The 25,029-nt window shown below is 58.4% G+C and carries 32 protein-coding genes; 17 read left to right on the top strand and 15 right to left on the bottom strand.

What is annotated here, in order from left to right; genetic code table 11:
- Positions 1 to 119: 119 nt before the first annotated feature.
- Genes tssE through tssB form a run of 3 tightly spaced genes read right to left on the bottom strand, consistent with a single transcriptional unit; the run spans position 120 to position 2,599 of the window.
- The gene (gene tssE / locus DYI22_RS08410) at positions 120 to 560 is read right to left on the bottom strand and encodes a type VI secretion system baseplate subunit TssE (protein WP_213477600.1); all 441 of its coding nucleotides are present in this window, start codon (positions 558 to 560) and stop codon (positions 120 to 122) included.
- Between the two features lie 3 nt (positions 561 to 563).
- Positions 564 to 2,045: a type VI secretion system contractile sheath large subunit gene (gene tssC / locus DYI22_RS08415; RefSeq protein WP_213477601.1), complete on the bottom strand. Its 1,482-nt coding sequence runs from the start codon at positions 2,043 to 2,045 to the stop codon at positions 564 to 566.
- Positions 2,046 to 2,101: 56 nt separating this feature from the next.
- Positions 2,102 to 2,599 (bottom strand): type VI secretion system contractile sheath small subunit, encoded by a 498-nt coding sequence (gene tssB / locus DYI22_RS08420; RefSeq protein ID WP_213477602.1) that lies wholly within the window; start codon positions 2,597 to 2,599, stop codon positions 2,102 to 2,104.
- 251 nt (positions 2,600 to 2,850) lie between these two features.
- Here tssB and DYI22_RS08425 point away from each other — a divergent pair, with 251 nt between their 5' ends.
- Together DYI22_RS08425 and DYI22_RS08430 are read left to right on the top strand one after the other, a co-directional pair.
- Positions 2,851 to 3,111 carry an acyl-CoA-binding protein gene (locus DYI22_RS08425; protein WP_213477603.1) on the top strand — a complete coding sequence of 87 codons (261 nt, stop codon included), beginning with the start codon at positions 2,851 to 2,853 and terminating at the stop codon, positions 3,109 to 3,111.
- Positions 3,112 to 3,254: 143 nt separating this feature from the next.
- A complete protein-coding gene (locus DYI22_RS08430; RefSeq protein ID WP_213477604.1) occupies positions 3,255 to 3,566 on the top strand; it encodes a site-specific integrase in 312 nt (103 codons plus the stop codon).
- Here the strand turns inward: DYI22_RS08430 and DYI22_RS08435 are convergent.
- Together DYI22_RS08435 and greB are read right to left on the bottom strand one after the other, a co-directional pair.
- Positions 3,563 to 4,009: a hypothetical protein gene (locus DYI22_RS08435; RefSeq protein ID WP_228300895.1), complete on the bottom strand. Its 447-nt coding sequence runs from the start codon at positions 4,007 to 4,009 to the stop codon at positions 3,563 to 3,565. The two genes, DYI22_RS08430 and DYI22_RS08435, sit on opposite strands and share 4 nt — an antisense overlap.
- A gap of 150 nt (positions 4,010 to 4,159) precedes the next feature.
- The gene (greB, locus tag DYI22_RS08440; protein WP_213477605.1) at positions 4,160 to 4,669 is read right to left on the bottom strand and encodes a transcription elongation factor GreB; all 510 of its coding nucleotides are present in this window, start codon (positions 4,667 to 4,669) and stop codon (positions 4,160 to 4,162) included.
- A gap of 294 nt (positions 4,670 to 4,963) precedes the next feature.
- Between greB and DYI22_RS08445 the strand changes: the two genes are divergently transcribed.
- Entirely contained in the window at positions 4,964 to 5,251 is a 288-nt protein-coding gene (locus tag DYI22_RS08445; protein ID WP_213477606.1) for a hypothetical protein, read from the top strand.
- A gap of 14 nt (positions 5,252 to 5,265) precedes the next feature.
- On the opposite strand, the gene DYI22_RS08450 is transcribed toward DYI22_RS08445, so the two are convergent.
- The 8 genes from DYI22_RS08450 to ftsY form a co-directional block, all read right to left on the bottom strand.
- Positions 5,266 to 6,750, bottom strand: coding sequence for a HAMP domain-containing sensor histidine kinase (locus DYI22_RS08450; RefSeq protein ID WP_213477607.1), 1,485 nt, complete (start codon positions 6,748 to 6,750; stop codon positions 5,266 to 5,268).
- The gene (locus DYI22_RS08455; protein WP_213477608.1) at positions 6,737 to 7,417 is read right to left on the bottom strand and encodes a winged helix-turn-helix domain-containing protein; all 681 of its coding nucleotides are present in this window, start codon (positions 7,415 to 7,417) and stop codon (positions 6,737 to 6,739) included. The genes DYI22_RS08450 and DYI22_RS08455 overlap by 14 nt, the downstream gene beginning before the upstream one ends.
- Before the next feature lie 116 nt (positions 7,418 to 7,533).
- Positions 7,534 to 8,313, bottom strand: coding sequence for a hydroxypyruvate isomerase (gene hyi / locus DYI22_RS08460; protein ID WP_213477609.1), 780 nt, complete (start codon positions 8,311 to 8,313; stop codon positions 7,534 to 7,536).
- Position 8,314: 1 nt separating this feature from the next.
- Complete coding sequence (locus DYI22_RS08465) at positions 8,315 to 9,238, bottom strand: NAD(P)-dependent oxidoreductase (RefSeq protein WP_213477610.1); 924 nt, start codon at positions 9,236 to 9,238, stop codon at positions 8,315 to 8,317.
- A gap of 83 nt (positions 9,239 to 9,321) precedes the next feature.
- Positions 9,322 to 10,182, bottom strand: a complete 861-nt coding sequence (gene rpoH / locus DYI22_RS08470; RefSeq protein ID WP_213477611.1) for an RNA polymerase sigma factor RpoH — start codon at positions 10,180 to 10,182, stop codon at positions 9,322 to 9,324.
- Between the two features lie 198 nt (positions 10,183 to 10,380).
- Positions 10,381 to 11,373 (bottom strand): permease-like cell division protein FtsX, encoded by a 993-nt coding sequence (ftsX, locus tag DYI22_RS08475; RefSeq protein ID WP_213477612.1) that lies wholly within the window; start codon positions 11,371 to 11,373, stop codon positions 10,381 to 10,383.
- Entirely contained in the window at positions 11,363 to 12,034 is a 672-nt protein-coding gene (gene ftsE / locus DYI22_RS08480) for a cell division ATP-binding protein FtsE (protein WP_213477613.1), read from the bottom strand. Before ftsE ends, ftsX begins: the two co-directional genes overlap by 11 nt.
- Before the next feature lie 15 nt (positions 12,035 to 12,049).
- Complete coding sequence (ftsY, locus tag DYI22_RS08485) at positions 12,050 to 13,252, bottom strand: signal recognition particle-docking protein FtsY (RefSeq protein ID WP_213477614.1); 1,203 nt, start codon at positions 13,250 to 13,252, stop codon at positions 12,050 to 12,052.
- Positions 13,253 to 13,408: 156 nt separating this feature from the next.
- Between ftsY and rsmD the strand changes: the two genes are divergently transcribed.
- Positions 13,409 to 14,050 (top strand): 16S rRNA (guanine(966)-N(2))-methyltransferase RsmD, encoded by a 642-nt coding sequence (gene rsmD, locus DYI22_RS08490; protein ID WP_213477615.1) that lies wholly within the window; start codon positions 13,409 to 13,411, stop codon positions 14,048 to 14,050.
- Positions 14,051 to 14,057: 7 nt separating this feature from the next.
- On the opposite strand, the gene DYI22_RS08495 is transcribed toward rsmD, so the two are convergent.
- On the bottom strand, positions 14,058 to 15,236 hold the full coding sequence (locus DYI22_RS08495) for a fatty acid desaturase (protein ID WP_213477616.1): 1,179 nt from the start codon (positions 15,234 to 15,236) through the stop codon (positions 14,058 to 14,060).
- Between the two features lie 169 nt (positions 15,237 to 15,405).
- Between DYI22_RS08495 and mutM the strand changes: the two genes are divergently transcribed.
- The 13 genes from mutM to DYI22_RS08560 all read left to right on the top strand — a co-directional run bounded on the left by mutM (position 15,406) and on the right by DYI22_RS08560 (position 24,799).
- Complete coding sequence (gene mutM / locus DYI22_RS08500) at positions 15,406 to 16,218, top strand: bifunctional DNA-formamidopyrimidine glycosylase/DNA-(apurinic or apyrimidinic site) lyase (protein WP_213477617.1); 813 nt, start codon at positions 15,406 to 15,408, stop codon at positions 16,216 to 16,218.
- Between the two features lie 168 nt (positions 16,219 to 16,386).
- Positions 16,387 to 16,719, top strand: coding sequence for a hypothetical protein (locus DYI22_RS08505; protein WP_213477618.1), 333 nt, complete (start codon positions 16,387 to 16,389; stop codon positions 16,717 to 16,719).
- A gap of 77 nt (positions 16,720 to 16,796) precedes the next feature.
- A complete protein-coding gene (gene yrfG / locus DYI22_RS08510) occupies positions 16,797 to 17,486 on the top strand; it encodes a GMP/IMP nucleotidase (RefSeq protein ID WP_213477619.1) in 690 nt (229 codons plus the stop codon).
- A gap of 41 nt (positions 17,487 to 17,527) precedes the next feature.
- Entirely contained in the window at positions 17,528 to 17,938 is a 411-nt protein-coding gene (gene hslR, locus DYI22_RS08515) for a ribosome-associated heat shock protein Hsp15 (protein ID WP_213477620.1), read from the top strand.
- A gap of 81 nt (positions 17,939 to 18,019) precedes the next feature.
- The gene (gene hslO / locus DYI22_RS08520) at positions 18,020 to 18,874 is read left to right on the top strand and encodes an Hsp33 family molecular chaperone HslO (protein ID WP_213477621.1); all 855 of its coding nucleotides are present in this window, start codon (positions 18,020 to 18,022) and stop codon (positions 18,872 to 18,874) included.
- A 170-nt stretch (positions 18,875 to 19,044) separates the two neighbouring features.
- A complete protein-coding gene (locus DYI22_RS08525) occupies positions 19,045 to 20,577 on the top strand; it encodes a phosphoenolpyruvate carboxykinase (protein WP_213477622.1) in 1,533 nt (510 codons plus the stop codon).
- 369 nt (positions 20,578 to 20,946) lie between these two features.
- Positions 20,947 to 21,282: a hypothetical protein gene (locus tag DYI22_RS08530; RefSeq protein WP_213477623.1), complete on the top strand. Its 336-nt coding sequence runs from the start codon at positions 20,947 to 20,949 to the stop codon at positions 21,280 to 21,282.
- Between the two features lie 184 nt (positions 21,283 to 21,466).
- Positions 21,467 to 21,700, top strand: a complete 234-nt coding sequence (locus DYI22_RS08535) for a hypothetical protein (RefSeq protein WP_213477624.1) — start codon at positions 21,467 to 21,469, stop codon at positions 21,698 to 21,700.
- A gap of 188 nt (positions 21,701 to 21,888) precedes the next feature.
- On the top strand, positions 21,889 to 22,122 hold the full coding sequence (locus DYI22_RS08540) for a hypothetical protein (protein WP_213477625.1): 234 nt from the start codon (positions 21,889 to 21,891) through the stop codon (positions 22,120 to 22,122).
- Positions 22,123 to 22,156: 34 nt separating this feature from the next.
- A complete protein-coding gene (locus DYI22_RS08545; protein ID WP_213477626.1) occupies positions 22,157 to 22,507 on the top strand; it encodes a hypothetical protein in 351 nt (116 codons plus the stop codon).
- Positions 22,508 to 23,061: 554 nt separating this feature from the next.
- The gene (locus DYI22_RS08550; RefSeq protein WP_213477627.1) at positions 23,062 to 23,397 is read left to right on the top strand and encodes a hypothetical protein; all 336 of its coding nucleotides are present in this window, start codon (positions 23,062 to 23,064) and stop codon (positions 23,395 to 23,397) included.
- Positions 23,398 to 23,502: 105 nt separating this feature from the next.
- A complete protein-coding gene (locus DYI22_RS08555; RefSeq protein ID WP_138435701.1) occupies positions 23,503 to 23,985 on the top strand; it encodes a DUF2059 domain-containing protein in 483 nt (160 codons plus the stop codon).
- Positions 23,986 to 24,313: 328 nt separating this feature from the next.
- On the top strand, positions 24,314 to 24,799 hold the full coding sequence (locus DYI22_RS08560) for a hypothetical protein (RefSeq protein WP_213477628.1): 486 nt from the start codon (positions 24,314 to 24,316) through the stop codon (positions 24,797 to 24,799).
- A 121-nt stretch (positions 24,800 to 24,920) separates the two neighbouring features.
- Here DYI22_RS08560 and DYI22_RS08565 read toward each other — a convergent pair.
- Positions 24,921 to 25,029: IS3 family transposase (locus DYI22_RS08565; protein WP_213477651.1), on the bottom strand; the 109-nt coding region annotated here is incomplete at its 5' end.

Genomic DNA, 25,029 nt, shown 5'->3' on the forward strand with positions numbered 1-25,029 from the left:
TGTCTGAGCGAAGCGAGTTCTTTTTCCCGTAAGAAAAGGTATCGCTGTTCCCCGCTGACTCCGAGCGGGCGGGCCCACTCTCATCCTTGTCTGCTTACTACATACCGGTGACAGACAGTTCACATCACTCGGTAGTAGCGCTTGTCATCCAAAACCAGGTCAATCGTGGTTCTGTCATCGCTTCCTGCAATGTTCAGATATACCGTCACCTGGAACTTCAATTGCAGCGGGTCCGGACCCGGTGGCAAGGCCACCACATCCACCCGCTTTACCCTGGGTTCAAACTTCTCAATGCACTGTCGGATCGCGCCGCGGATCTGAACGCTCAGATCGTGGGTGCCAAGCGTGGCGTCGTTGAAATCCAGCAAGCCCAGATCCGGTACGCTGGCGCTGTTGCCCGGGTGGGCATTCAGCAGGCGGACCAGGTGGCGCTTGATGGATTCAACAACGTGGGTCACTTCCCCGATGCTCTGGCCAGCCGGTGCGGCCGCCTGCTCCAGTCGTTCGAACAGGCTGCCGCCACTGGCCTGCGATCCGTCGCTGGCCGGGTGTTGGAACACGGATTAATCCTTGTCCAGCCGGCCAACCAGTGACAGTTCGAAGTTGGCGCCCATGTACTTGAAGTGGGGGCGCACGGCCAGGGACACCTGGTACCAGCCCGGATCGCCTTCCACGTCGGAGACGGTCACCTGCGCGGCGCGCAGGGGGCGACGGCTGCGTACGTCCGCCGGCGGGTTTTCCTGGTCGGCCACGTACTGACGAATCCAGGTGTTCAGTTCCCGCTCAAGGTCCTGACGCTCTTTCCAGGAGCCGATCTGCTCGCGCTGCAGCACTTTGATGTAGTGCGCCAGGCGGTTCACGATCATCATGTAAGGCAGTTGCGTACCCAGCTTGTAGTTGGTCTCCGCTTCCTTGCCTTCCTTGGTGTTCGGGAACTGCTTCGGCTTCTGCACCGAGTTGGCGGAGAAGAACGCCGCGTTGTCGCTGCCCTTACGCATGGTCAGGGCGATGAAACCCTCGTCGGCCATTTCGTACTCGCGACGGTCGGTGATCAGCACTTCGGTCGGAATCTTGGCTTCCAACTGGCCGAAGGATTCGAACAGGTGCACCGGCAGGTCTTCCACCGCGCCACCGCTTTGCGGACCGATGATGTTCGGGCACCAGCGGTACTTGGCGAAGCTTTCGGTCAGGCGGGTGGCCAGCAGGTAGGCGGTGTTGCCCCACAGGTAGTGCTCGTGGTCAGCGGATACGTCTTCCTTGTAGTTGAAGCTGCGCACCGGGTTTTCGGTGGGGTCGTAAGGCACCCGCAGCAGGAAGCGTGGCGACGTCAGGCCCAGGTAGCGGGCGTCTTCGGATTCCCGCAGGGAGCGCCACTTGGCGTATTTCGGGCCTTCGAAAACGGCCTTCAGTTCCTTGATCGCCGGCAGTTCCTGGTAGCTGTCGACGCCGAAGAACGACGGTGCCACGGAGGACAGGAACGGCGCGTGGGCCATCGCACCGACGGACGACACATACTGCAGCAGTTTCATGTCCGGGGTGGACGGGGTGAACGCGTAGTTACCCACCACCGCGCCGACCGGCTCGCCGCCGAACTGGCCGTATTCGGTGGAATAGATGTGCTGGTAGAAGCCGGTCTGGGTAACGTCCGGCGCGAACTCGAAGTCTTCCAGCAGCTCGGTTTTGGTGGCGTGGAGGATGTCCACCTTGATGTTCTCGCGGAAGTCGGTGCGATCGACCATCAGCTTCAGGCCACGCCAGGAGGACTCCAGCTCCTGCAGCTTGGGCGCGTGCAGGATTTCGTCCATCTGGGCGCTGATCTTGCGATCCAGCTCAACCACCATCTGGTCCACCAGCGCCTTGTTGACCGGCTGGCCTTTTTCTTCGCTATTGAGCAGGTTGGCGATGAACGTCGCCACCCCTTTGCGCGCTACGTCGTAGCCCTCATCGGCCGGCGCCATACGGCTGTTGGCCATGACCTGGTCCAGCAAGGACCCTTCTGCTACGGATTCGGAGGCAGCAGATTGCTGCACAGCAGTATCAGACATACCACATCCCTTCAGTACGTTTTGAATTGAGTCGGAAATCGTCAGCGAGTGTTTGCTTACTCGCTGCCCGCTGTGGCCAGGTCCAGTTCGGCCAGCAGCTTGCCCCGGGCGTCTTCGTTATCCAGCAGCTCCTGCAGCTTGGAACGGAAGGACGGCACGTTACCCAGCGGGCCCTTGAGGGCTACCAGCGCTTCGCGCAGCTCGATCAGCTTGTTCAGCTCCGGCACCTGGCGGGCAATGCTGTCAGGGGAGAAATCGTCCAGGGTCTGGAACTCGAGGTTGACCGGCAGATCGTCGGCGTTGTCTTCCAGCTTGTTGGATACGGACGTGGTCAGGCTCAGACCGGCCTCTTTCATCACCGAACGGAAGTTGTTCTTGTCGACGGAAATGGCCTTGCGATCTTCGATGGGGGTTTCTTCGGGCTGTCCCTTGAAATCGCCAACCACGAACATTTTCAGCGGCAGTTCGGTTTCAGCCTGCTGGTCGCCGGTGGCGGGGACGTACTTGATGTTGATGCGCTCTTTAGGCGCGACGGAACCGTCTTTTGAAGACATGCGCTTGCTCCCTGTGCAAATCATTTGCAATTGTTCAATCCCTTGTGCGAGCCATCCTGGACCGCAACGAGCCGAACCTTACACAGGATTCACGAACCACTCAAGCAAAAAGTGGCCAGCGTGTGGCCAAACTGTGCGGCCGGGCAAAGTTTTGCCAGGGCAGATCAGTCAATGACGGCCGGCACCGGTCTGGCTATACTCGGCCAGACCGTCAATAACGGACGCACCTCCAACAAAACAAGGAACCCAAGATGAGTGACCTGAAAGCGCAATTCGATGAAGCGGTGAATTACATTCAGACCGCTGAGGGCGACTTCAAACCGTCCAATGAAATGAAGCTGGAGTTCTACGCGCTGTACAAACAGGCAACCGAAGGCGATGTCAGCGGCAAGCGCCCCGGCATGATGGATTTCGTCGGCCGTGCCAAGTACGACGCCTGGGCCGAGCTCAAGGGTACCTCCAGCGAAGAAGCCATGCAGAAGTACATCGACAAGCTGAATTCGGTGAAATAACCCCGATGCCGGGGTCCGGCCGCCCCTGCTGCGGCCCGATCTGACCCCGGCACCCATTGCGCCCGGAAAATTTTGCGACGTTCAAACGATTGTCATAAGATGCGCGCACCATAACAACAACGATACATTCCGGAACCCTCATCATGAACATTACCGAAGCGCTGGAACAATCCCAGCCAGGCCTTGTTGGCCGCGTTAACGATGCCATCCGCAAACACCAGCTCAACCAGCGGGCTGAGCAGACCTACCTGCACTGGATTTCCCGGTTCGTGCTGTTTCACGGCCTGAAAGATCCTGACCATCTGGCACCCGACGACTGCCAGCTGTTCCTCTGCTATCTGAAAGACCGTATCAAACTGTCACGGGCACGACTGAACCAGGCCAGCCAGGCGCTGAACTTCTTCTTCGAAGACGTGTTGGGGAAAGCTACGGCAGAACAGATCGTTGCCGCTTAACGCTCGATCATGTTGATGTTCTGCGCTTCGTAAGTGCGGTTTTCCGGCGGCCGGATCATGTAGTTGTTGCTGTGGGTCTGGCCGGGAATCTGTTTCGGATTGCTGAAGCGGAATTCCACCGGAATCTCATAGCGCCCCAGGTCGGTGCGCGGATCACGGGGCTGTAACGCGAGCGGGTCCAGATAGAAGTCCTCATCGGTGCGGGGTTGCACCGGCACGCCGGCCGCGGGCGCTTCCAGCCCGCCCTCGATCACCGTATTGGCGAGGGTTTCTTCTTCAATGGAACGGAAGGGAATGGTCTCTACGGTGGATCGCTCGCGGTAGTCGAATGCGCCGGCCTCGTCATCACCGGCTGCAACGCTCTGCGCGGTTGCCGTCAGGGGAAGCCATGTGACAACCAGTGCAATGCCACCAGCCGTTTTCCAGAATGTGCGTGCGTCCATACCATCTGCCTTTGGATGACATGCCGGTTGTGGGTCCGTCAGAACTTGCTGCCAGCATGCCAAAAACTGATCAATCTGCCAAATTTTGATCAGTCTATCGCCAAAGACGACAAAAAACCCGGTCAGTCGTCAGGTTTGTGACGGTTTTCACTAGTCGGCTGCCGGCGTCTCATACCGAATCGCGGTAATAACCACCGCCTGCCACCCGTCCGGCGTACGCACGCTGACCTCGTCATCAAGGCGCTTGCCGATCAGCGCCCGCGCCATGGGAGAGTCCACGCTGAGGTAGCCGCGCGTCAGATCGAACTCATCCGGCCCCACCAGCCGGTAGTTTTGTTCGCGACCGTCTTCGTGCTCGATGGTGACCCAGGCGCCAAAAAACACCTTGTTGCGGTCGTCGGGTAACCGATCCACCACCGTCAGCTCGTCCAGGCGCTTGCTGAGGAAGCGAACGCGGCGGTCAATTTCCCGCAGCTGCTTTTTGCCGTAGATGTACTCGGCGTTCTCCGAGCGGTCGCCCAGTGCAGCGGCTTCGCGCACGGCCTGGGTGACCTCCGGGCGCTTCTCCTTCCACAGGTAACGCAGTTCTTCGCGCAGCGCCTGTTCGCCTTGCGGCGTGATGTACCGGGCTCGCCGTGGTGGGGCAGATTGCTGTTTCATGGGGTGCTGTGCCGTCCGTTCAGGGGTGGATTCGACGGGCATAAAAAAACCCCGTCAAAACGGGGTAAGGCTAGCGCTGTGCTGGAGGGGGAAGCAAGCGGTTATTACCGCCGGCTTCCAAGTCTACAGTTTCCATTATGCACAGCGGGGATTACACCAGGCTGTCCGAGCTATTACGTTTTGGTCAGGGAACCCCCGTCAGCGGATCAGATTAGGTTGCGCACTCTAGAGATTCGGCATAGCGTTCATGCCCAGCACTCACGATCTTCCTTAAGAACACAACGGGGAACCCGCATGAACACCCAGAAACTGATGAACACCGCCCTGAGCGGCCTGGACGCCCTCGGTTACCGACTTGACCAGTACGGCATCACCGGTCGCCTGAATCGCCATAACCTGGCGGCATTTCTGATGGTTGAGCAAAAGCATCTGGAAGGCGAGTGGGACAGCATTCAGGCGAAAATCGATCGCCGCCGGTCCCAGGTGGAAGGCCTCTTCACCTTCGTGGAATCCCGCACCGATGCGGTTCTGCGTCCGGTGATGGATCGCGTTAACCGCTTCCGTGGTGTCTCCGGGCACTGACTGGCGCGTCAGCGTCAGGCCCCGGAGGTTTCCGACGGGGAGCTTTTCGGCTCCCCGTTTCCGGCACCGCCTGGGGCATCCGACGGGGCCGCCCGGATCCGTTTTTTCTCGACGATGTAGGCCGGCATTCGGATCGTAACCGTCAGCCCGGGGAACTCTTTACCGGGGTAGTGATCCGACAGCTCAATCTTGCCCTGATGAATTTCCGCCACTGCACTGACCAGGCTCAGGCCCAGGCCATTACCCGGTAGTGAGCGGCTCTTGCCCACCCGATAGAAACGCTGGAACACCTGTTCTTTCTCGTCATCCGGAATACCGATGCCACTGTCGCTGACTTCAAACAGCGAGTCCGTGCCTTCGCGGCGTACCGCCACCCGGATAACGCCTTTTTCCGGGGTGTACTTGATGGCGTTATCGATCAGGTTACTGACCATCTGGAACAGCAGATCCCGGTCGCCCTCGATCATCACCTGCTTATCCAGCGCCTGCTCGAACACCTGCTCCTTGTCTTCGGAGAGCGCCTCGTAAAGCTCACAGGCATCGCTGACCAGCTCATCCAGGGAGACCGGCTTCATGTCTGCCGAGTTGCCCCGGGTTTCCAGCCGCGCAATCCGCAACAGGGCGTTGAAGGTGGCCAGCAGCTGATCGGCTTCCGCCACGGCACGGCCAGCCTGCTCCCGGGCCTCGTCGTTGTCCACCGACAGCAACGTGTTCTCCAGCTGATTGCGAAGGCGCGTCAGCGGCGTTCTCAGGTCGTGGGCGATGCTGTCTGAGACGTGGCGAATGCCTTCCATCAGGTACACGATGCGGTCCAGCATCCGGTTGAGGTTTTCCGCCAGCTGGTCGAAATCGTCCTCGGTACCCCGGGTGGGAATCCGCAGGGACAGATGCCCGTTCATGATACGGCGGGAGGTGTTGTTGATCACTTCAATACGCTTGGTGGTACTGCGGCTCATCAAAAAGCCGCCGAGCAACGCCAGGGCCAGCGTAATGCCCATTCCCCAGTTGATGGCGGTTTCGATCACCCGCTTGAGATTGGTGAGTTCATCCACATCACGGCCGACCAGCAGGCGCAGGCCACCCTGAACCTCAAAAATGCGGGCACGTGCCAGGCGCTCCGGCCCCTGCCAGCCCACGGATTCATTGAGGGTGAAATTGATCCAGCCGCTTTCCGAACGCGCCCCTTCCGGCCAGGTCTCCACGTTGCCGGCCAGCTTGAGGAAGTCGTCGGTGGTCAGCAGGTAGATGGATTTGGCGTTGGGGTCACGGGCAACCCGCTCGCGGATAATGGTGATCAGACCATTGATGCCGCGACCGCGGTATTGCTCCGCGAGGCCGGCGATTTCGGCCTCTATGGTCTGGTCTGTCTGGGCGGTCATGAACCCGGCGGTGCGCCAGTAAATGAACGCCAGCAGCAGAAACACCGAGGTGGCGAACACCACCATGTACAGCAGTGCCAGTTGAAACGATGACGTCCGGAGCTGACTAAGCAGTTTCACGCAGCATGTACCCTGCACCCCGAATCGTCTGCAGCAACGGAGTCTCGAATTCCTTGTCGATCTTGGCTCTCAGCCGGCTGATATGCACGTCAATCACGTTGGTCTGGGGATCGAAATGATAATCCCAGACTTTCTCCAGCAGCATGGTCCGTGTCACCACCTGGCCAGCGTTGCGCATCAGGTATTCCAGCAGCCGGAATTCCCGTGGCTGCACATCAATGCTCTGACCGGCCCGCCGCACGGTACGCGCCAGCAGGTCCATCTCGAGATCCGCTACCCGCAGCACGGTCTCGGTCTCGGCGGACTGACGGTTACGGCGCACCAGCGACTCGATTCGCGCCAGCAGCTCGGTGAACGAAAACGGCTTGGTGAGGTAATCGTCGCCGCCGCCGCGCAGGCCTTCTACCCGGTCGTCGACGTCGCCCAGTGCGCTGAGAATCAGCACCGGCACCTGGTTACCGGTGGCCCGCACCGTCTTGATGATGGCCAATCCGTCCATGCCCGGCAGCATTCGATCGACGATCATAATGTCGTAATCCTCGCTCGCCGCCATCATCATGCCTTCTTTGCCGTCGGCGGCGTGGTCAACCACGAAGTCCGATTCCTTCAACCCTTTGACAAGGTAGTTTGCTACATCCTGATCGTCTTCTATTACCAGCGCTTTCACCGGTTGTCCTCCCGATAGCGGATTACTTGTTAACCATTACATTACAAACAGGGTACGAAGAAGTTTGAGAGGCGGCCAGTTACGATCTTGTAAGAGGGTGTCGCCTATGGCGACGGTCATTGCGGGTGGTGAAACCAGCCCAGACTCTCGGTGGTACTGCCCGCGGGCCGGTATTCGGCACTCAGCCACCCGGAATAGCCCATGGCATCCAGCGCATCGAAAACATTCGAAAAGTTAATCTCGCCGGTGCCGGGCTCGTGCCGGCCCGGGTTATCGGCGAACTGGATGTGGCCGATCCACGGCAGCAGGCATTCCATGGTGCGGATCAGGTCCCCTTCCATGATCTGCATGTGATACAGGTCATACTGCAGGCGCACGTTGTCGGCATCCACTTCTTCGATCAGGCGAATGACCTGCGCCGAGGTGTCCAGAAAGAAGCCCGGCATGTCCACCCGCGAATTGATCGCCTCCAGGCACAGGGTGATGCCCTCGGGCGCCAGCTGCTCGGCGGCCCAGCGCACGTTGTCGACCAGCGTCTGCCAGGCCAGATCCTCATCCAGATCCGCCGGGCGCAGGCCCGCCAGACAGTTCAACTGGCGGCATTCCAGCACCCGCGCGTAAGCCAGGGCCCTGGCGACGCCCTCGCGGAACTCATCCACCCGGTCCGGCAGGCAGGCAATGCCCCGCTCCCCGGCCTCCCAGTCACCGGGGGGCAGATTGAACAGCACCTGGGTCAGCCCGTTTTTCCGCAGCGCCTGCTGCAGGTCTTCCGCCGGCCAGGAGTAGGGAAACAGATATTCCACCCCGGTGAACCCCGCCTTGTGGGCCTGACCGAAGCGCTCCAGAAAGGGCACCTCGGTGAACAGCATCGACAGATTGGCAGCAAACCTGGGCATGTCAGTTTCCTTTCGGTCCTTTTGATCGCAACGCTTTTGACCCCAGCAGCGCCCCGTTGACGTGCTCGAGCTCCAGCAACAGGCCACTGTGATCGACATCGCTGTGACCGTTGGCAATCAGCGACAGGTACTCGTTATGAACCTGTTGCGACAACGGCAGTGTCAGGCCTTCGGCACGGGCCTCGTCCAGAATCATCCGCAGATCCTTGAGCTGAATCCGCGCCGGCGCGCCGGGGGCAAAATCCCGGTCAATCATCCGCTGGCCGTGCAGCTCCAGAATTCGGCTGCCGGCAAAACCGCCCATCAGCGCCTCGCGCACGGCCGCGGGGTCTGCCCCGCCCTTCGCCGCCAGCAGCAGCGCTTCGGACACCGCACCGATGGTGATACCAACAATAGCCTGATTGGCCAGTTTCGCCAGTTGGCCGGAGCCCACCGGACCGATCCGGGTGCATTTACCCAGCACCTCAAACACCGGCCGCGCCCGATCCACATCCTGCTCCGAGCCACCGGCCATGATGCTCAAGCGGGCCTCCGCCGCGCCCACCGTGCCGCCGGACACCGGCGCATCCACATACCCAGCGCCGCGCTCGGCCGCCAGCTCAGCGTGGCGGCGGGCCACGGACGGCTGAATGGAGCTCATATCAATCAGCAGGGCGCCATCTTTCAGCGCCGCAATCGCACCCTGATTCACCAGCACCTGCTCCACCACATCGCTGTTTTCCAACATGGTGATGACAACGTCTGCGTCCTGCACCGCCTGGTCCGGAGATTCGGCAATAGTTGCCTGATCCTGGAAGGGGGCGCACTTACTTGCCGTACGGTTCCAGAGCGTCATTGCAAAGCCCGCATCCAGAAGATTCCGGGTCATCGGCGAACCCATGAGGCCAATGCCCAGAAAGGCGATGCGGAGGTCCTGGTGAGCCATCGTATTATTCCTCTTCTAAAAACAAAAACGCCACCCGCTTTTTACAGCGTGGTGGCGTTCGAAAAGCCCGGGGAGCGGCGGCGTCAGGCCGCTTCAACCATGCTGGCCCGGATCTTCTTCATGGCGTTCTTTTCCAGCTGGCGAATGCGCTCGGCTGACACACCGTATTTGTCCGCCAGTTCGTGCAGGGTCGACTTGCTCTCGGTCAGCCAGCGTTCGCGCAGGATGTCCTGGCTGCGCTCGTCGAGGTGTTCAAGGGCCTGCATCAGACGACCGTTGGAATCTTCCGTCCAGTCGGCGTTCTCGAGCTGCACCGAAGGATCGCTGCGACGATCTTCCAGATAATGCGCCGGGGCCTGGTAGGCGTTGTCGTCGTCATCGTCCATCGGGCCATCGAAGGCGGTGTCCTGGGAGGCAAGACGGCCTTCCATTTCCCGCACCACTCTGGGCTCTACCCCCAGATCCGCCGCTACGGCATTGAGCTCGTCATGGCTGAGCCACGCCAGCCGCTTTTTCTGGCTGCGCAGGTTGAAGAACAGCTTACGCTGGGCCTTGGTGGTGGCCACTTTCACGATGCGCCAGTTGCGCAGGATGAACTCGTGAATCTCAGCCTTGATCCAGTGTACCGCGAAGGACACAAGACGCACGCCGTATTCCGGGTTGAAGCGTTTGACCGCTTTCATCAGCCCGACGTTGCCTTCCTGAATCAGGTCGGCCTGGGCCAGCCCGTAGCCGGAATAACTGCGAGCGATGTGAATCACAAACCGCAGATGTGAGAGTACCAGCTGGCGAGCGGCGTCAACGTCGTCTTCGTAATGAAGGCGTTCGGCAAGCTCGCGTTCTTCATCAGCCGTCAGTACCGGAATCCTGCTCGCAGCCTGGATGTAGGACTCGAGGTTGGCACCCGGAACCAGTCTGTCAATCAGCTGTAAACTCGTACCCATGCTTGTATCCTCCGACCTTGGCGGCCACTAAATATACCAATTGATATTTAAACCGCCAAGACCTTGATAAGTTCCTGATCTTTTCCAGTAACCCATTACAAAACAACAATCTGGAAAAAATCTCGCTGTTCCCGTTACGCTCAAAACACTACGCCGTTGAGGTCACGCTTTTCAATACGGTTTTCCCGTAACCCCGGATCAGCCCCCGGCGATTTCGCCCGGCTCAATGGCATCCAGATGGCGCTTCACCGCAACCCAGGCACCCAGCCAGCCTAACAGCATCGCCACGATTAGCAACGCGAGCGCGCCGTCGAAGGTCAGGCCGTTGAGTGAAAAGTCACTGCGATACAGGCCCGCCAGCCGCTCCACCGGCCCGCTGAGCCACCACAGTGATATCTGCAGCAGCAGCCAGGCCACCACGCCTCCACCCAGGCCGAACCAGGCGCCGGTGTACAGGAACGGGCGGCGCACGAACGCATCGGTGCCACCAACCATTTTAGCCACAAGAATTTCATCGCGCCGGTTTTCGATGGCCAGACGCACGGTGTTACCAATCACCAGCACCACCGCCGCTGCCAGCAGCAACGCCAGCGCCCAGACCGCACGGGCAAGCAGGTCCGTCATCGCGTTGAGGCGCTGAAGCCAGCCCAGGTCCACCTGCACCCGGTCGACGCCCGTCATCCCTTCCAGCCTCATGACCAGCGCTTCCACGCCGCCGGGGGTGCGGGAGGCTTCGTCCGGGGTCACCAGCAGCGTGTGCGGCAACGGATTCCCCTCGAGGTAATCCAGCGCATCCTCAAGCCCCGACGACGAGCGGAATTCCGCCAGCGCCTGTTGCTTGTCGATCAGCTCCACCTCGAGCACGCGGCTGTCGGCTTCGGCCTCGGCCCGTAGCGCGTTCGCGCTCTCCAGAGTCACGCTTTCTTTAAGATAGGCCGTAATGCGCGCGCTGCTCTCCCAGCCGGCGCTCACGCCCTGAAGGCTGGTCAGCAACAGCAGCAGCGCCACCGGCAACGCCAGCGCCACCCCCATCACCGCCCAGGTCATCATGCTGGCGATGGGCGTGCGCCAGAGCCGCTCCGCACTGTCGCGGGCGACCTTGCGATGGTGAACCAGATAGCTCTCGGCCTGCTGCTGCAGCGGCGAACGGGACTGGTTGGCGCCCTTGCGCTTCCGGGGTTCAGCGGCCATGACCACCTCCGGCGATCAGCTGGCCGTGGTCGAGAGTCAGGGTGCGTCGCTGCATATCGTTGATCAGGGCAATGTCGTGACTGGCAATCAGCACCGTCACGCCGACCTGACTGAACTGGGAAAACAGGTGCATGATGTCGGCCGACAGCTCCGGGTCGAGGTTACCGGTCGGCTCATCCGCCAGCAGTACCGGCGGTTTGTTGACCACCGCCCGGGCAATGCCCACCCGTTGCTGCTCCCCGCCGGACAGCTGCAGCGGGTTCATCTTTTCCTTGCTCAGCAACCCGACCTTATCGAGCGCGGCGCGCACCCGCCGGCCAATGTCCCGCGTCGGCACACCCATCACCTCCAGCGGCATGGCGACGTTGTCGAACACCGTGCGATCGAACAGCAACTGGTGATTCTGGAACACCACACCGATATGCCGGCGGATATAGGGAATCTGGCGCCTGGGCAGGGTATTGAGCACCTGACCACCCACCACCACTTCGCCGGCGCTGGGGCGCTCCATCACCATGATCAGCTTGAGCAGGGTACTTTTACCGGCGCCGGAATGGCCGGTCAGAAACGCCATCTCGCCCCGGGCCAGGCTGAAGTTCACCTGGCGCAGGGCGGTGTGGTCGCTGTCGTAGCGTTTGGTGACCTGACGGAATTCGATCATCGGCCGGTACTGCAGTTACTGGTCGTCAAACAGGGCATCCACAAAGGTTTCGGCATCAAAGCTGCGCAGGTCGTCCACCTGCTCGCCCACGCCAATAAAGCGAATGGGCAACTGCAACTGGCGAGCGATAGCGAACACAATACCACCCTTGGCGGTGCCGTCCAGTTTGGTCAGGGTAATGCCGCTGACGCCCACCGCCTGCTGGAACACCTGGGCCTGGCTCAGCGCGTTCTGGCCGGTGCCGGCATCCAGCACCAGCATCACTTCGTGGGGCGCGGAGTCGTCGAGCTTTTTCATCACCCGCACAACCTTCTCGAGCTCGTTCATCAGGTTGTCTTTGTTCTGCAGACGACCGGCGGTATCGGCGATCACCACGTCGACCTCGCGGGACTGGGCAGACTGGATGGCGTCGAAAATCACCGAGGCACTGTCAGCACCGGTGTGCTGGGCCACCACCGGCACGTTGTTGCGCTCGCCCCAGACCTGCAGCTGTTCAACCGCAGCGGCGCGGAAGGTGTCGCCGGCGGCTAGCATCACCGACTTGCCCTCGGTCTGGAACTTCTTGGTGAGCTTGCCAATGGTGGTGGTTTTGCCCACACCATTTACGCCCACCATCAGAATCACGTAGGGCTTCTTGCCGGTGTTCAGCTCCAGCGGCTTGGTCACGCCCGCCAGCAGCCCGTGCAGTTCATCGCGAAGCGCCTGGCGCAGCGCGGCGCCATCTTTGAGCTGGTTGCGCTCCAGCTTGTCGGTCAGCGACTCGATGATCTCAGAGGTGGCCGTTACGCCCACATCGGCCATCAGCAGGGTGGTTTCGATCTCCTCGAGCAGGTCCTCGTCAATCTTCTTGCCCACGGCAAACAGATCCGACAGACCGGACGACAGCGTGGCGCGGGTTTTTCCCAGGCCCTTGCGAATACGTTCGAAAACGCTGACCGCCGGTTCTTCGGCGACCGGTTCCGGGGCTTGCTCCGGCACCAGTGCTTCCGGCTGCGGAGCGGCAGGCTCCGCGGGTTCGGCCACCGCCGGTTCGGCTGCCTCTTCTTTCGACGGCGCCTCCGCCTGGGGGGCAACCGGCTCAGCGCCCGGCTGGGGTTCCGGCTTCTTCTGCGGAACCGGTTTCGGGCGGGGAACCCGCTTCCGGTTCCCGGCCAGATCCAGCGCAAAAATGAAAACGAGAAGGGCCAGAAGGCCGATTGCAATCCACTCTGCGGTCATACTCATACCATCAATTGAAAATGGGCGGGAAAAAGAAAGGCGATAGTCTAGCAGACTGTCGCGGGGAATTGGGGCGGTTCACCCGTCGGTCCTGCGGATGGCGACCGGCGGATTTTCCGTTACCATAGCGCCAACCACCAGACAGCGGCAGGCAGCATGGGCCAGAAACCGAAACACCCCAACGGCAAGAAACACCCGCGCCACGCATCGGCCAGACCCGGTAGCGGCAGCGGCGGCGAACTGCGCCTCATCGGCGGCGACTGGCGCAGCCGCAAACTGCGCTTCCCCGACGACGGCGGCGTGCGCCCCACCCCGGCCCGCACCCGCGAAACCCTGTTCAACTGGCTGAACTACCACCTGGCCGGGCGCCGCTGCCTCGACCTCTTCGCAGGCTCCGGGGCCCTCGGCCTCGAAGCCCTGTCCCGCGGCGCCGGCGCCACCGTTTTCGTCGACCACACGCCGACATTGGCCCAGGCCCTGCGCAGCAACCTGAGGTTATTAAAATCAGATAACGGGGAAGTGATCTGCCAGAGCGTGGATGCCTTTCTGGGCCAGCCACCGGCCACCCCTTTCGACATTCTGTTCATGGACCCGCCCTTCCGCCAGGGCTGGCTGGAAAAGCTGATACCACTGATCGCGGATAATGGCTGGGTCAGGCCCGGCGGCTGGGTCTACGTGGAGCACGAAAGCGAGCGGTCAACGCCTCAGACTCCGCCGAACTGGTCCCTGCACCGGCAGAAGTCCGCCGGCCAGGTGACCTATTGCCTGTTCCGGGTCGGGGAACCCGGAGACATCTGAGGAAGGTTTACACCGAAGGGCGCAGGGAATAGGCCCGCAGGTGCGCCGCAAAGTCTTCCAGGTAACGAATGCCGCTGGCCTCCGCCTCTTTGCACCACTCCATCAGCGCCTGCATCTTTTCCTGGGGCTTCACGCCACGCTTGCGCCACAGTTCCTGCAGCTCATGGCTCATCTCGTAGATCTGGCGCAGCACCGCGTTGCGCTCAAGCACCGTTTCCAGGTGCTCCTGCTCTTTGGGCTTGATCAGCGACACTTCACGGGACAGCAATTGCTTGAGCTTGCGATAGCGCGGACGAATCTCATCGTCCATCAGCGACTTCTGCTGACGCAGCACCGGCTCCATCACCCGCTTGCGGTACTGGCGCATGATATCAAAACGGTTGTTGGCGATGGCCTGAACGGTTTCCACGTCCACGTCCTGTTTGCCCGGCACGTAGTGGGCAATGGGCTTGAAGCCCTTGGGCTTGGCCAGGCCAAACAGCTGGAACAGGCGAATGTAACCCCAGCCGATGTCCACTTCGAACCAGCGGCGGGACAGCTTGGAGGAATTCGGATAGGTGTGGTGATTGTTGTGCAGTTCCTCACCACCGATCAGGATGCCCCACGGCGAAATATTGCGGGCGTTGTCCGCACACTCGAAGTTGCGATACCCCATCCAGTGGCCAATGCCATTGACCACACCGGCCGCCCACACCGGAATCCACATCATCTGAACCGCCCAGATCCAGATGCCGTGCACACCGAACAACAGCAGGTCAATCACGGCCAACAGGGCAATGCCCAGCATCTTGTAGCGGCTGTATACGTTACGCTCGATCCAGTCTTCCGGGGTGCGCTGGCCGTAACGTTCCAGAGTTTCCGGCGTGGCGGACTCGGCATAAAGCTCGGCGCCCTCGAACAGCACCTTACGGATGCCAAGAACCACCGGGCTGTGGGGATCTTCCTCGGTTTCGCACTTGGCGTGGTGCTTGCGATGGATCGCGGTCCATTCCTTGGTGTTCTGGGCCGTGGTCAGCCACAGCCAAAAACGGAAGAAATGCTTCAGAACCGGGTGCAGATCCAGCGAGTTGTGCGCTGAATGGCGATGCAGATACAGCGTTACACTTACGATGGTGACGTGGGTCATGCCCAGGGCAACCAGAATCAGCTGCATCACCGAAAGGTCAAGGAGACCGTTAAACCACATACTCAATCCTCAATAAAATCGTGGCTGACCGGCGGTGGCCGGCGAACCTTACCGGGCACTTTAGCGTACAGATGTAAGCCCCAACAACTGCATTTGGACGAAAATTTGTTACTGATTACACTTATCCGGTTTCAGATCGTCCCCGCCCCAGCTGACCGGAGAGAGCCCCTTGCCCGAATTACCCGAAGTTGAAACCACCCGCCGCGGCATCGCGCCCCACTGCGAGGGCCACACCATCCAGCGGGTGACCATTCGTAACCGCAGTCTGCGCTGGCCCATCCCCCGGGAGCTGGACGACAACCTGACCGGCGCCACCATCCACAGCGTGGAACGCCGCGCCAAGTACCTTCTGTTGCGGGTCGATAACGGCAGCGCCATCGTGCACCTGGGCATGTCTGGCAGCCTGCGGGTGATCACCGACGACGCCCCGCTGATGACCCACGACCATGTGGAGCTGGAACTGGACAGCGGCGTGCGCCTGCGGTTCAACGACCCCCGCCGGTTCGGCTGCTGGCTGTGGTCCGTCGCACCGGACCAGCACCCGCTGCTGGCCAGCCTGGGGCCGGAGCCGCTGGCGCCGGAATTCACCGGTGCGCTGCTGTTCCGCCTGTCGCGGGGCAAACAGACGCCGGTAAAATCCTTCATCATGGACAACCACGTGGTGGTGGGGGTGGGCAACATTTACGCCAACGAAGCGCTGTTCAAAGCCGGCATTCATCCCGGGCGCAAGGCCGGGCGCATCAGCCTGGACCGCTACAACCACCTGGTGGCCGCCATTCGTGAAACCCTGAGCGCGGCCATTCTGATGGGCGGCACCACGCTGAGGGATTTCGTCAACAGCGAAGGCAAGCCGGGGTACTTTGCCCAGTCCCTGCTGGTGTATGGCCGCGCCAGCCTGCCCTGCGAGGAATGCGGCGCACCGCTGAAGGAAATCCGCATGAACCAGCGCTCCACGGTTTACTGTGGTCGCTGCCAGCGCTGAAGCACTCTGAAACAGAAAAATCGTTTGAAAATGAGCAAATATGATTCATAGTTAACAGAGTATCCATATATGTAGGCTACAATTGCCATACATGAGACATGGCCTGCGGCCCGGTGACCCTAACGCCGACGGACAGGACAGACAGGCAAGATTCAGGAGACACAAGCAATGACCGGCAAGATTTCTCGCGCAGTATTGACCACCCTGGCAGTTTGCCTGATGACGTTCTCCTCTCTGGGCCATGCCCGGGCCGTCGACGAAAAGCCTTCCGCCCTGGCGATGACCGGTGACGCGCTGTTCGTGCGCCCGGCCCTGCTGGCAACCACCATTGTCGGCAGCGCGGTCTACCTGGTGTCGCTGCCGTTTTCCGCCCTTGGCGGCAACGCCGGTGAAGCCGGTGAAGTGCTGGTGGTGGGCCCCGCCAAAGCCACCTTCGTACGCTGCCTGGGTTGCAGCCGCACCGGCCGCAAGCCCGACACCGTAGACCAAAGCAGCAACTGATCCGTAATTTCCCCGCTTGCCAAAACCCGGCGGATTCGGCAGCCTGAAGTGACACTCACTTCAGGCTGTTTTCGTTTATGGTGAACTGGTCTTCCCTCAACACCGTGTTCCTCGATATGGACGGAACGCTGCTGGACCTGCATTTCGATAACCACTTCTGGCTCGAACACCTGCCGGCGCGCTATGCCGAGCATTACGACCTCAGCCCCGACGAAGCCCGTAACACCATTGTTCCGATGATCATGGCCGAACGCGGCACCCTGCAGTGGTACTGCACCGACTACTGGAGCGACCGCCTGCAGCTGGACATTACCGGCCTGAAAGCGGAAGTGGGCGACCGCATCGGGTACCGCCCCTTCGTGACCGAATTTCTCGACGCCGTTCGCGACGCCGGCCTGCGCTCGGTGATCGTCACCAACTGCCACCCGGACCCGCTGGCCCTGAAACTGCAGCACACCGGGCTGAACCACCGCGTGGATGACATCATTTCCAGCCACGACCTGGGCAAACCCAAGGAAGACCCCCAGTTCTGGCGCGATCTGGCGCAGCGGGAGCCGTACCGGCCAGAGCACACCCTGATGGTGGACGACAGCTTCCCGGTACTGGAAAGCGCCCGTGCCGCCGGCATCGCCCAGTGCCTGGCCATTCTGGCCCCGGACAGCCAGCAAGAGGCGCGGGAAAGGCACCCGGACATTCCCTCGATTCACCACTTCAGTGAAATCCTGCCCGCCCTGCGCCAGCGACAGCCTCTGCCATCGGGCGGATGAGCCGGTTATAATATGACCATACGCTCATCAGGTGAGGAGACATGACGGCAACCAGCAACACCGACGACCAGCGAGTTCGCCTCGACAAATGGCTGTGGGCCGCGCGGTTCTACAAGACCCGCTCCCTGGCCAAGGAAGCCATCGAAGGCGGCAAGGTTCACTACAACAGCCAGCGCTGCAAACCCGGAAGGCTGGTGGAAACCGGCGCCAGGCTCACCCTCAGGCTGGGCTGGCAGGAACGCATCGTTGTTGTCGACGACATCAGCGACCGCCGCCGCGGCGCCCCGGAAGCCCAGAAGCTCTACCACGAAACCGATGACAGCGTGAAACGCCGCGAGGAACTGGCGTGGCAGCGCAAAACCATGCAAGCGGCGCAACTGCCCCCGGCCCGGCGGCCCTCCAAGAAAGACCGTCGGGACATCCAGCGGTTCCGGGAACAGAACAACATCTGATTCCCGGCAGCACCGGCAACGCCCGCAAACCCGTTTTCTCAGTGCCCCTTTATCACATTATTATTTTCAGGAGACATCACCATGGCATCCCGGGACCAGTTCCAGCGATTTATCTTCGAGCACAGCCAGGTGCGTGGCGCCTGGGTGCAGCTGGGCGAGAGCTACCAGGAAATTGTCAGCCAGGCCCCCTACCCGGACACCGTGCGCCAGCTCCTGGGCGAGTCGCTGGTGGCCAGCGTACTGATGAGCAGCACCCTCAAGTTCGAAGGCACCCTGTCATTGCAGGCCCAGGGCGAAGGCCCGCTGCGCACGCTGATGGCCGAATGCAGCCACGACCGCAAAATCCGCGGCCTGGCCCGCTTTGACGAACACGCGGTGATGGAAGAAACCTTCCACAACCTGCTGGGCGATGGCCGCATGGCCATCACCATCACCCCCGACCAGGGCCAGCGCTATCAGGGCGTGGTGCCGCGGGAAGCCGACACCCTGGCCGGCTGCCTGGAAGAGTACTTCGAGCGCTCGGAACAGCTGGCCACCAGCCTGATCATCTTCGCCAACGAAACCACCTGCGCCGGCCTGCTGCTGCAGCGCCTGCCCGGCACCAGCGACAACGACGAAGACCTGTGGGACCGCATCAACCACCTGGCCCGCACCGTGGAAGCCGACGAACTGCTGGAGCTGGACAGCGAAACCCTGCTGCACCGGCTGTTCCACGAGGAAACCGTGCGGGTGTTCGACGCCGAACCGGTGGCCTTCCGCTGCAGCTGCTCGCGGGAACGCACCCTCGGCGCGCTGGAAGCCATCGGCCGCGACGAGTGCTACAGCATCCTCGACGAGCAGGGCTCCATCGAGATGGACTGCCAGTTCTGTCACGCCCACTATCGCTTCGATAGGAATGATATTGATCATCTTTTCACCGGCCATACGCTACACTGAGGTCACTGTGAATCCGCCCGGAAGCCTGATTTGACGGGGCTTTCCGGGCTGTCGTTTTTTACCGGCGTCTCTGGCATAATAGCGCGCCTGAATTGACCCGATTGCTCAGTTTTCCGCCAGTTCCGGAGGCGGCCGAGCAATCACGAAGACACCCTGAGGGCGAGGTCGAAGTGAGCAACACTTATAATGATCTGAGTTCAGCACGACTGGTCGAGCTGGCACTGGAAAGACGCGAAGGCCAACTGGCCGCCAACGGTTCACTGGTTGTTCGCACCGGCGAACGCACAGGCCGTTCACCCATGGACCGCTTCATCGTCGAAGAGCCGAGCACGGCCGACGATATCCAGTGGGGGCCGATTAACCGTCCGTTCGACGCTGACAAGTTCGATGCCCTGTGGGATCGCGTGGAAGCCTACATCACCGAGAAAGACCGGTTCGTGTCCAGCGTGCACGTCGGCGCTGACCCGGAGCATTACCTGCCGGTGAAAATGACCACCGAAACCGCCTGGCAGAACCTGTTTGGCCGCAACCTGTTCATCCGCCCGGACAGCTACAACCCGGCCGACAAGCAGGAGTGGCAGATCCTCAACGCCGCCAACTTCCAATGCGTGCCCGAGCGTGACGGCACCAACAGCGACGGCTGCGTGATTATCAACTTCGCCAAGCGCAAAGTACTGCTGGCCGGCATGCACTACGCCGGTGAAATGAAAAAGGCCATGTTCTCGGTACAGAACTTCCTGCTGCCCGAGAAAGACGTACTGCCGATGCACTGCTCCGCCAACGTCGGCGAAGACGGCGAAACCTGCCTGTTCTTCGGCCTGTCCGGTACCGGCAAGACCACCCTGTCGGCCGACCCCGAGCGTTTCCTGATCGGTGACGACGAGCACGGCTGGGGCCCCGGCACCGTGTTCAACATCGAAGGCGGCTGCTACGCCAAGTGCATCGACCTGAGCCAGAAGAACGAGCCGATCATCTGGGACGCCATCCGCTTTGGCGCCATCGTCGAGAACGTGATGATCGACGAAGACACCCGCGAGCCGGACTACACCGACGTGTCCCTCACCGAGAACTCACGCTGCGCCTACCCGCTGGAGCACGTTGAGAAGCGCGTACTGGAAAACCGCGCCGGCGAGCCCTCGCACATTGTGTTCCTGACCTGCGACATGACCGGCGTACTGCCGCCCGTGTCCATCCTGAGCAAGGAAGCCGCGGCCTACCACTTCCTGAGTGGCTACACCGCGCTGGTGGGTTCCACCGAAATGGGCTCTTCCTCCAAGCTGAAGTCCACCTTCTCCACCTGCTTCGGCGCACCGTTCTTCCCGCGCCCGGCCGGCGTATACGCCGAGCTGCTGATGAAGCGCATGGACGAGTTCGGCAGCAAGGTGTTCCTGGTCAACACCGGCTGGACCGGCGGCTCCTACGGCGTGGGCGAGCGTTTCAGCATTCCCACCACCCGCGGCATCATCAGCGCCATCCAGAATGGCGACCTGGACGACGCCGAAACCGAGCACCTGCCGTCGCTGAATCTGCAGGTACCGGTGAACGTACCTGGCGTGGACAACAACCTGCTGAACCCGCGCAACACCTGGGCCAACAAGGAAGACTACGACGCCAAGGCCGCCGAACTGATCGGCCAGTTCGTAGAGAACTTCAAGAAGTTCGATGTGTCTGACGCGATCGTGGCGGCTGGCCCCAAGCTGTAAGCCAGCCCCGCTGAAAAAAGCGCCCTGCCTCCTTGAGCACGGCGCTTTTTTTGTGCCTATTAGGAAGACAGAACCGCGGTAAAACCAGGAAAAATGATCATTGCGACCATGAACTCGGACTATTTATGGAATTCCGTTAATTTCGCAATTAAATCAATAAACTGCAATGGTGCTCCAAAACGTGGATAGTCATCATAGTGATCGTTTTTGTTTGGGAACGGGATCAGGATTATGGGTGGAAGTTGTTGACCTTAGGGGATTTTCTACCTAGTTTTGGGGGATTGTTGAATTGAGATATGAGTCAGGGGCAAAGTGATCATTCAGACTCATATACAAATGTTATACAGATGAAAACCAAAGGAGAACACCGTGGGAACCAGCAAGCAATCGCTCCTGAAGCTCAGCGCTATCATAGAGCAGCATTCGGCAAATCAAACGGATATGCCATTTCGCAACATGTTCGCTACTGCTTGCTATCTCTCCGTGATTGGCGAGGAGCAAGCAGCTCGAAAGCAAATGAAGAGCCTTTTCGACTGGTTAGGGTGGGATAACCGGAGAACCTATTTCAGCGCCATACTTGATTCTTTATCGGAATTTGCCCCGAAGTACGCATCTGAAATAGCTGCCAATCAGGAAATTAACAAAATCTTTTACAAAGTCGAGACGCCAGGTAGTTTAGCGTCAGAATCGATAGAAAATGTATAACCAGTGCAGGCACGGCGACGCCCACTACATTGCGCCTTCGGCTCCATTCCGCGGGCGCGCATGCTGCAAGCGTTATGTTTTCGGATAGTGAAGTTGGCAGGCGGAATTGCGTTACGCTCTGCGAACTCAGGATATATTGAAAGGCGCTGTATCTTTTATTCCTTATTCAAGTTGAGGACAGCCTATGAACGAAGCACAGAAGCAAGCCCTAGTGTGGGGTGGGATCATATTTTTGGTCGTGCTCTTGTTTCCGCCACATGAGGCAATTTACATGGATGGAACCTCATATCGGTTTTTGTTTAGCGAACCGAACAGTGCGTATGAGATGGCTGCGGGTAAGTGGATTATGTATTTAGTTATTGTCGCTGGAGTAACATTTGGTATCGTCTCGAAGGCAGGTTCGCAAGATTCTGATTGATCTGCATCCAATTGCCTCGGTGCTAAAAAACATAACCAGGTCAGGCACGGCGACGCCTACTATATTGCGGCTTCGCCTCCATTCCGTAGCCGCGCATGCTGACTGGCGTTATGTGATGTTCCTTAAGTCTGATTTCAGTATAATTCGAATGAAAACATAAAAATGTACTTGCTAACGTGGTGTTATTTATGAAGGTTTTTGACGTAAACGAAGTGGAAATAGGTTCATTTGATGGTGTTACGGTAAAAAGCTTAAAAGGAAATGTTTTGTACCGGGTTTTGGACGGAGATGTTTATGTTCCAGTTGTGTATGAGCAGGCTGATCTCGAAAGGTTTAATAAAGGAATGCTTTCTTGTATTGGGGAGGTAAAAGGTAATGTTGCTTACACGCACGGTGAAGTAATTATTTTTAAATTTAAATGATTTTCGGTAAAGGCAAGAATTAAAGGTTCAAAAAATGTTAAATTTTGTTAGATATTTCATGTTTGCTTCTTTTTTTGTTTTTCCGGCATCGGTATTAGCTGAATTTACGTCGAGAGAAGCACAGTTAGTTAGAGATTTAATCGAATATTGTGATGCTCATCAGAAGCTAATCCCTTTAGTTTTAAAGTTTAAGGATAAAGGATATACAAAGGAGGCTATACTGAGTGGTACTAGCAAGCCATTGAAAAATGAATGGGAGTTTTTGGTTGAATTGGCCTTCGAATTAAATGCAACCTCACAAAGTAAAGACCTTTTTTCGGAAACAGTGAAAGAAAAGTGTTTTGATAAGGGCTTAAATCAACTTGTTCGTGGTTTAATAAATTGATTTGTCATTGAACGGTTTTCACATAACAAAGCCAGGCACGGCGACGTCTACTACATTGCGGCTTCGCCTCCATTTCGTAGCCGCGCATGCTGGCGGCGTTATATCCGAATGAAAAATTATGCTCCGGTGTAAGAGTTGTAGCACAAAGCTAGTCAAGGCGGGCACCGTCAAGCTCAATGGTGCCCCGTACGTGGGCTATCCCTTTGGGGCTTTTACATGGACCGGCGATAGCCGAAGCCAGCGCTCTCTCTTATTACTCGTTCTCAGCGTTGCGCTCGGTGCCATTTTTCAAAACGTCTTGAGTGTAGCTGGAGTGCTCGTTTGTTTGGGGTATCACATACTTGTTGTCAACGATCCCAAGCAGCTTTACAAATGCCCATCCTGTCCAAAAATCTATGTCGGGCATGGGTTGTTAGAGTATCGCCGGGATGACGACTTATATATCTGATATAACCAAGCCAGTCACGGCGACGTCTACTACATTGCGGCTTCGCCTCCATTCCGTAGCCGCGCGTGCTGAGCGGCGTTATGTGGCAGATCGTGAAGGGATTTGAGTGACGGAAAAGTTGACCGAAGCGAAGGAAAAGCTTTTAAGCACGGAGTATCCGCGTTGGCGCAATCTGCTGTCTTGCGCGATTCTCGTGCTTCTCACCACGGGTATTGTTTCGGGTTGGTGGTATGCCTATTACACCGCCTCTGACATAGAGTGCCACAAAGGTATTCTGTATTTCTCAGCTGTGTGGCTGGCGGTGCAATGGGTCGTCATTGGCTATTTATACCGCTATCAAAATATTCCCGCGTTTGCTCGCGGTGCGATCAAGTTGCTGATATTGCTTGGTAATGTATGGTTTGGACTTTTCATTTTTTCGCTACAATCGTGTGCCCAGTAGTCCAAGCACATAACCAGTGCAGGCACGGCGACGCCCACTACATTGCGCCTTCGGCTCCATTTCGTGGGCGCGCATGCTGCAAGCGTTAAAAATGGGGAAGTAATCATGAAATTTATGCAGCTCCTGCTTGTACTGGCGTTCACGATTTTCGCCACGGCAGCTTACGGCATCACTCCGGCCAAGGAACGGGATATCGAAAAGCTACTTGATTTAATGGGCAACGCGTCAATTGCTGAGGAATTGGCGAATGGCCTAGTCACGATGGCCATTTCACAGGAAAAAGATCGCTACCCTGACATGCCAAAAGATGTAGAGCATGCAATATCGGACGTTATCTACAATGTGGTTCACGAAAATTCTCGATATTTAGACTCGAAAATTATTCCAATCTATGACAAATATTATACTCATGAAGATATCAAGAATCTCATACAATTTTTCAAAACACAGACCGGCAAAAAGTACGCTTCCGTTCTGAGTCCAATGGCACAAGAGTTTATTCCTATTGCGCAAGAATGGGGTCGGAAAATAGGGCCAATTGCAGCGGAACGCGTAGCAGAAAAATTGAACGATTTGGGCTATGAGTAACTAATAGGATTCATATATGAAGACTGTATTTCGAGTTTTGTCCTTCATAAGCTGGATTTGTTTGATAATTTTTGTCGGGGTATATGGGTTAAACCTGTTATTCGGCAACCTTGAGGTCTTCAAGAGCTGGACAATTTATACAATAGTTGCCCATCTAATTGTCGGTGGCACTTTGCTTGGCGCAGCGTTGATATTCCGAAAACTTTCGAGACGGTGAGTGTGCCTCGGGCCAAGAATTTTTAACCATGCCAGTCACGGCGACGGTTACTGCATTGCGGCTTCGCCTCCATTCCGTAACCGCGCGTGCTGTTGGCGTTAGAGGACGAACATGAATCCGTGGCCACAGGTTAAGCATCTGTTTGAAGTCGATGATGGAATGCTTCCAGATATCTACGTTGAAAATCTGGCCAACGAAGAAATTGTCTCTATTTACGAGTGGGTTATGAGTCAGTGTGCAGTGGCACATTCCCCCACTCTGTGGAGTAGGGAACAGCAAATGGACATCCCAATTCAAGATGTTCAATACCCAGCAAGGCAATTCATTGAAGGAAAGGTTGATACATTCAGACATTGCTTAGCGGGATTGAAGATCGAAGGCATTCTGCTTCCAGAGCTTTCGGTCAGCGTCGAAGAGGGTGGGGTATCCTTTGATTATAGACCCGGTGAAGGCTGGAATGAGGAGACCGTATTCGCGCTGTTCAAGTTCTTGCGTGCGCTGAAGGAGCGTGTTCCTCGTGCGCGCATATTTCAAGCAGATGAAGGATGCTACTCGTCGCCAAATTCCGAATTTTCGGAGGCGCTGGCTCGCTTTTGAGTCTGCCCTCTCTAACAAGTTGCTGCACACGGATAAATTACTCGCTGCGCTCCCAATTTACCGGTGAGCAAAGCGTTAGCACTTTATGAATCATCTCGAACAATGGCAAGCCCCCGATATCCTAGACGCCTGACAGCTGCTTAAAATACTGCTTTTCGAAGTCCACGGGAGACAGTCCTCCGTTGTTGCCGTGCCGGCGTACCGGGTTATAGAACATTTCGATGTAATCG

Origin of the sequence: Marinobacter lipolyticus (assembly GCF_018424605.1) — a bacterium.
GTDB classification, from domain to species: domain Bacteria; phylum Pseudomonadota; class Gammaproteobacteria; order Pseudomonadales; family Oleiphilaceae; genus Marinobacter; species Marinobacter lipolyticus_B.

Bases quoted from the DNA above. Each gene is read 5' to 3' on its own strand.
- rpoH (WP_213477611.1), bottom strand. From the start codon at position 10,182: ATGGGTACGAGTTTACAGCTGATTGACAGACTGGTTCCGGGTGCCAAC.
- DYI22_RS08495 (WP_213477616.1), bottom strand. From the start codon at position 15,236: ATGTGGTTTAACGGTCTCCTTGACCTTTCGGTGATGCAGCTGATTCTG.
- DYI22_RS08545 (WP_213477626.1), top strand. From the start codon at position 22,157: ATGTTAAATTTTGTTAGATATTTCATGTTTGCTTCTTTTTTTGTTTTT.
- DYI22_RS08555 (WP_138435701.1), top strand. From the start codon at position 23,503: ATGAAATTTATGCAGCTCCTGCTTGTACTGGCGTTCACGATTTTCGCC.
- ftsY (WP_213477614.1), bottom strand. From the start codon at position 13,252: ATGACCGCAGAGTGGATTGCAATCGGCCTTCTGGCCCTTCTCGTTTTC.
- DYI22_RS08430 (WP_213477604.1), top strand. From the start codon at position 3,255: ATGAACATTACCGAAGCGCTGGAACAATCCCAGCCAGGCCTTGTTGGC.
- DYI22_RS08465 (WP_213477610.1), bottom strand. From the start codon at position 9,238: ATGGCTCACCAGGACCTCCGCATCGCCTTTCTGGGCATTGGCCTCATG.
- ftsX (WP_213477612.1), bottom strand. From the start codon at position 11,373: ATGGCCGCTGAACCCCGGAAGCGCAAGGGCGCCAACCAGTCCCGTTCG.
- DYI22_RS08505 (WP_213477618.1), top strand. From the start codon at position 16,387: ATGACCGGCAAGATTTCTCGCGCAGTATTGACCACCCTGGCAGTTTGC.
- hslO (WP_213477621.1), top strand. From the start codon at position 18,020: ATGGCATCCCGGGACCAGTTCCAGCGATTTATCTTCGAGCACAGCCAG.
- DYI22_RS08560 (WP_213477628.1), top strand. From the start codon at position 24,314: ATGAATCCGTGGCCACAGGTTAAGCATCTGTTTGAAGTCGATGATGGA.
- hyi (WP_213477609.1), bottom strand. From the start codon at position 8,313: ATGCCCAGGTTTGCTGCCAATCTGTCGATGCTGTTCACCGAGGTGCCC.
- greB (WP_213477605.1), bottom strand. From the start codon at position 4,669: ATGAAACAGCAATCTGCCCCACCACGGCGAGCCCGGTACATCACGCCG.
- DYI22_RS08425 (WP_213477603.1), top strand. From the start codon at position 2,851: ATGAGTGACCTGAAAGCGCAATTCGATGAAGCGGTGAATTACATTCAG.
- DYI22_RS08435 (WP_228300895.1), bottom strand. From the start codon at position 4,009: ATGGACGCACGCACATTCTGGAAAACGGCTGGTGGCATTGCACTGGTT.
- rsmD (WP_213477615.1), top strand. From the start codon at position 13,409: ATGGGCCAGAAACCGAAACACCCCAACGGCAAGAAACACCCGCGCCAC.
- yrfG (WP_213477619.1), top strand. From the start codon at position 16,797: ATGGTGAACTGGTCTTCCCTCAACACCGTGTTCCTCGATATGGACGGA.
- DYI22_RS08535 (WP_213477624.1), top strand. From the start codon at position 21,467: ATGAACGAAGCACAGAAGCAAGCCCTAGTGTGGGGTGGGATCATATTT.
- tssC (WP_213477601.1), bottom strand. From the start codon at position 2,045: ATGTCTGATACTGCTGTGCAGCAATCTGCTGCCTCCGAATCCGTAGCA.
- DYI22_RS08445 (WP_213477606.1), top strand. From the start codon at position 4,964: ATGAACACCCAGAAACTGATGAACACCGCCCTGAGCGGCCTGGACGCC.
- tssB (WP_213477602.1), bottom strand. From the start codon at position 2,599: ATGTCTTCAAAAGACGGTTCCGTCGCGCCTAAAGAGCGCATCAACATC.
- ftsE (WP_213477613.1), bottom strand. From the start codon at position 12,034: ATGATCGAATTCCGTCAGGTCACCAAACGCTACGACAGCGACCACACC.
- DYI22_RS08540 (WP_213477625.1), top strand. From the start codon at position 21,889: ATGAAGGTTTTTGACGTAAACGAAGTGGAAATAGGTTCATTTGATGGT.
- hslR (WP_213477620.1), top strand. From the start codon at position 17,528: ATGACGGCAACCAGCAACACCGACGACCAGCGAGTTCGCCTCGACAAA.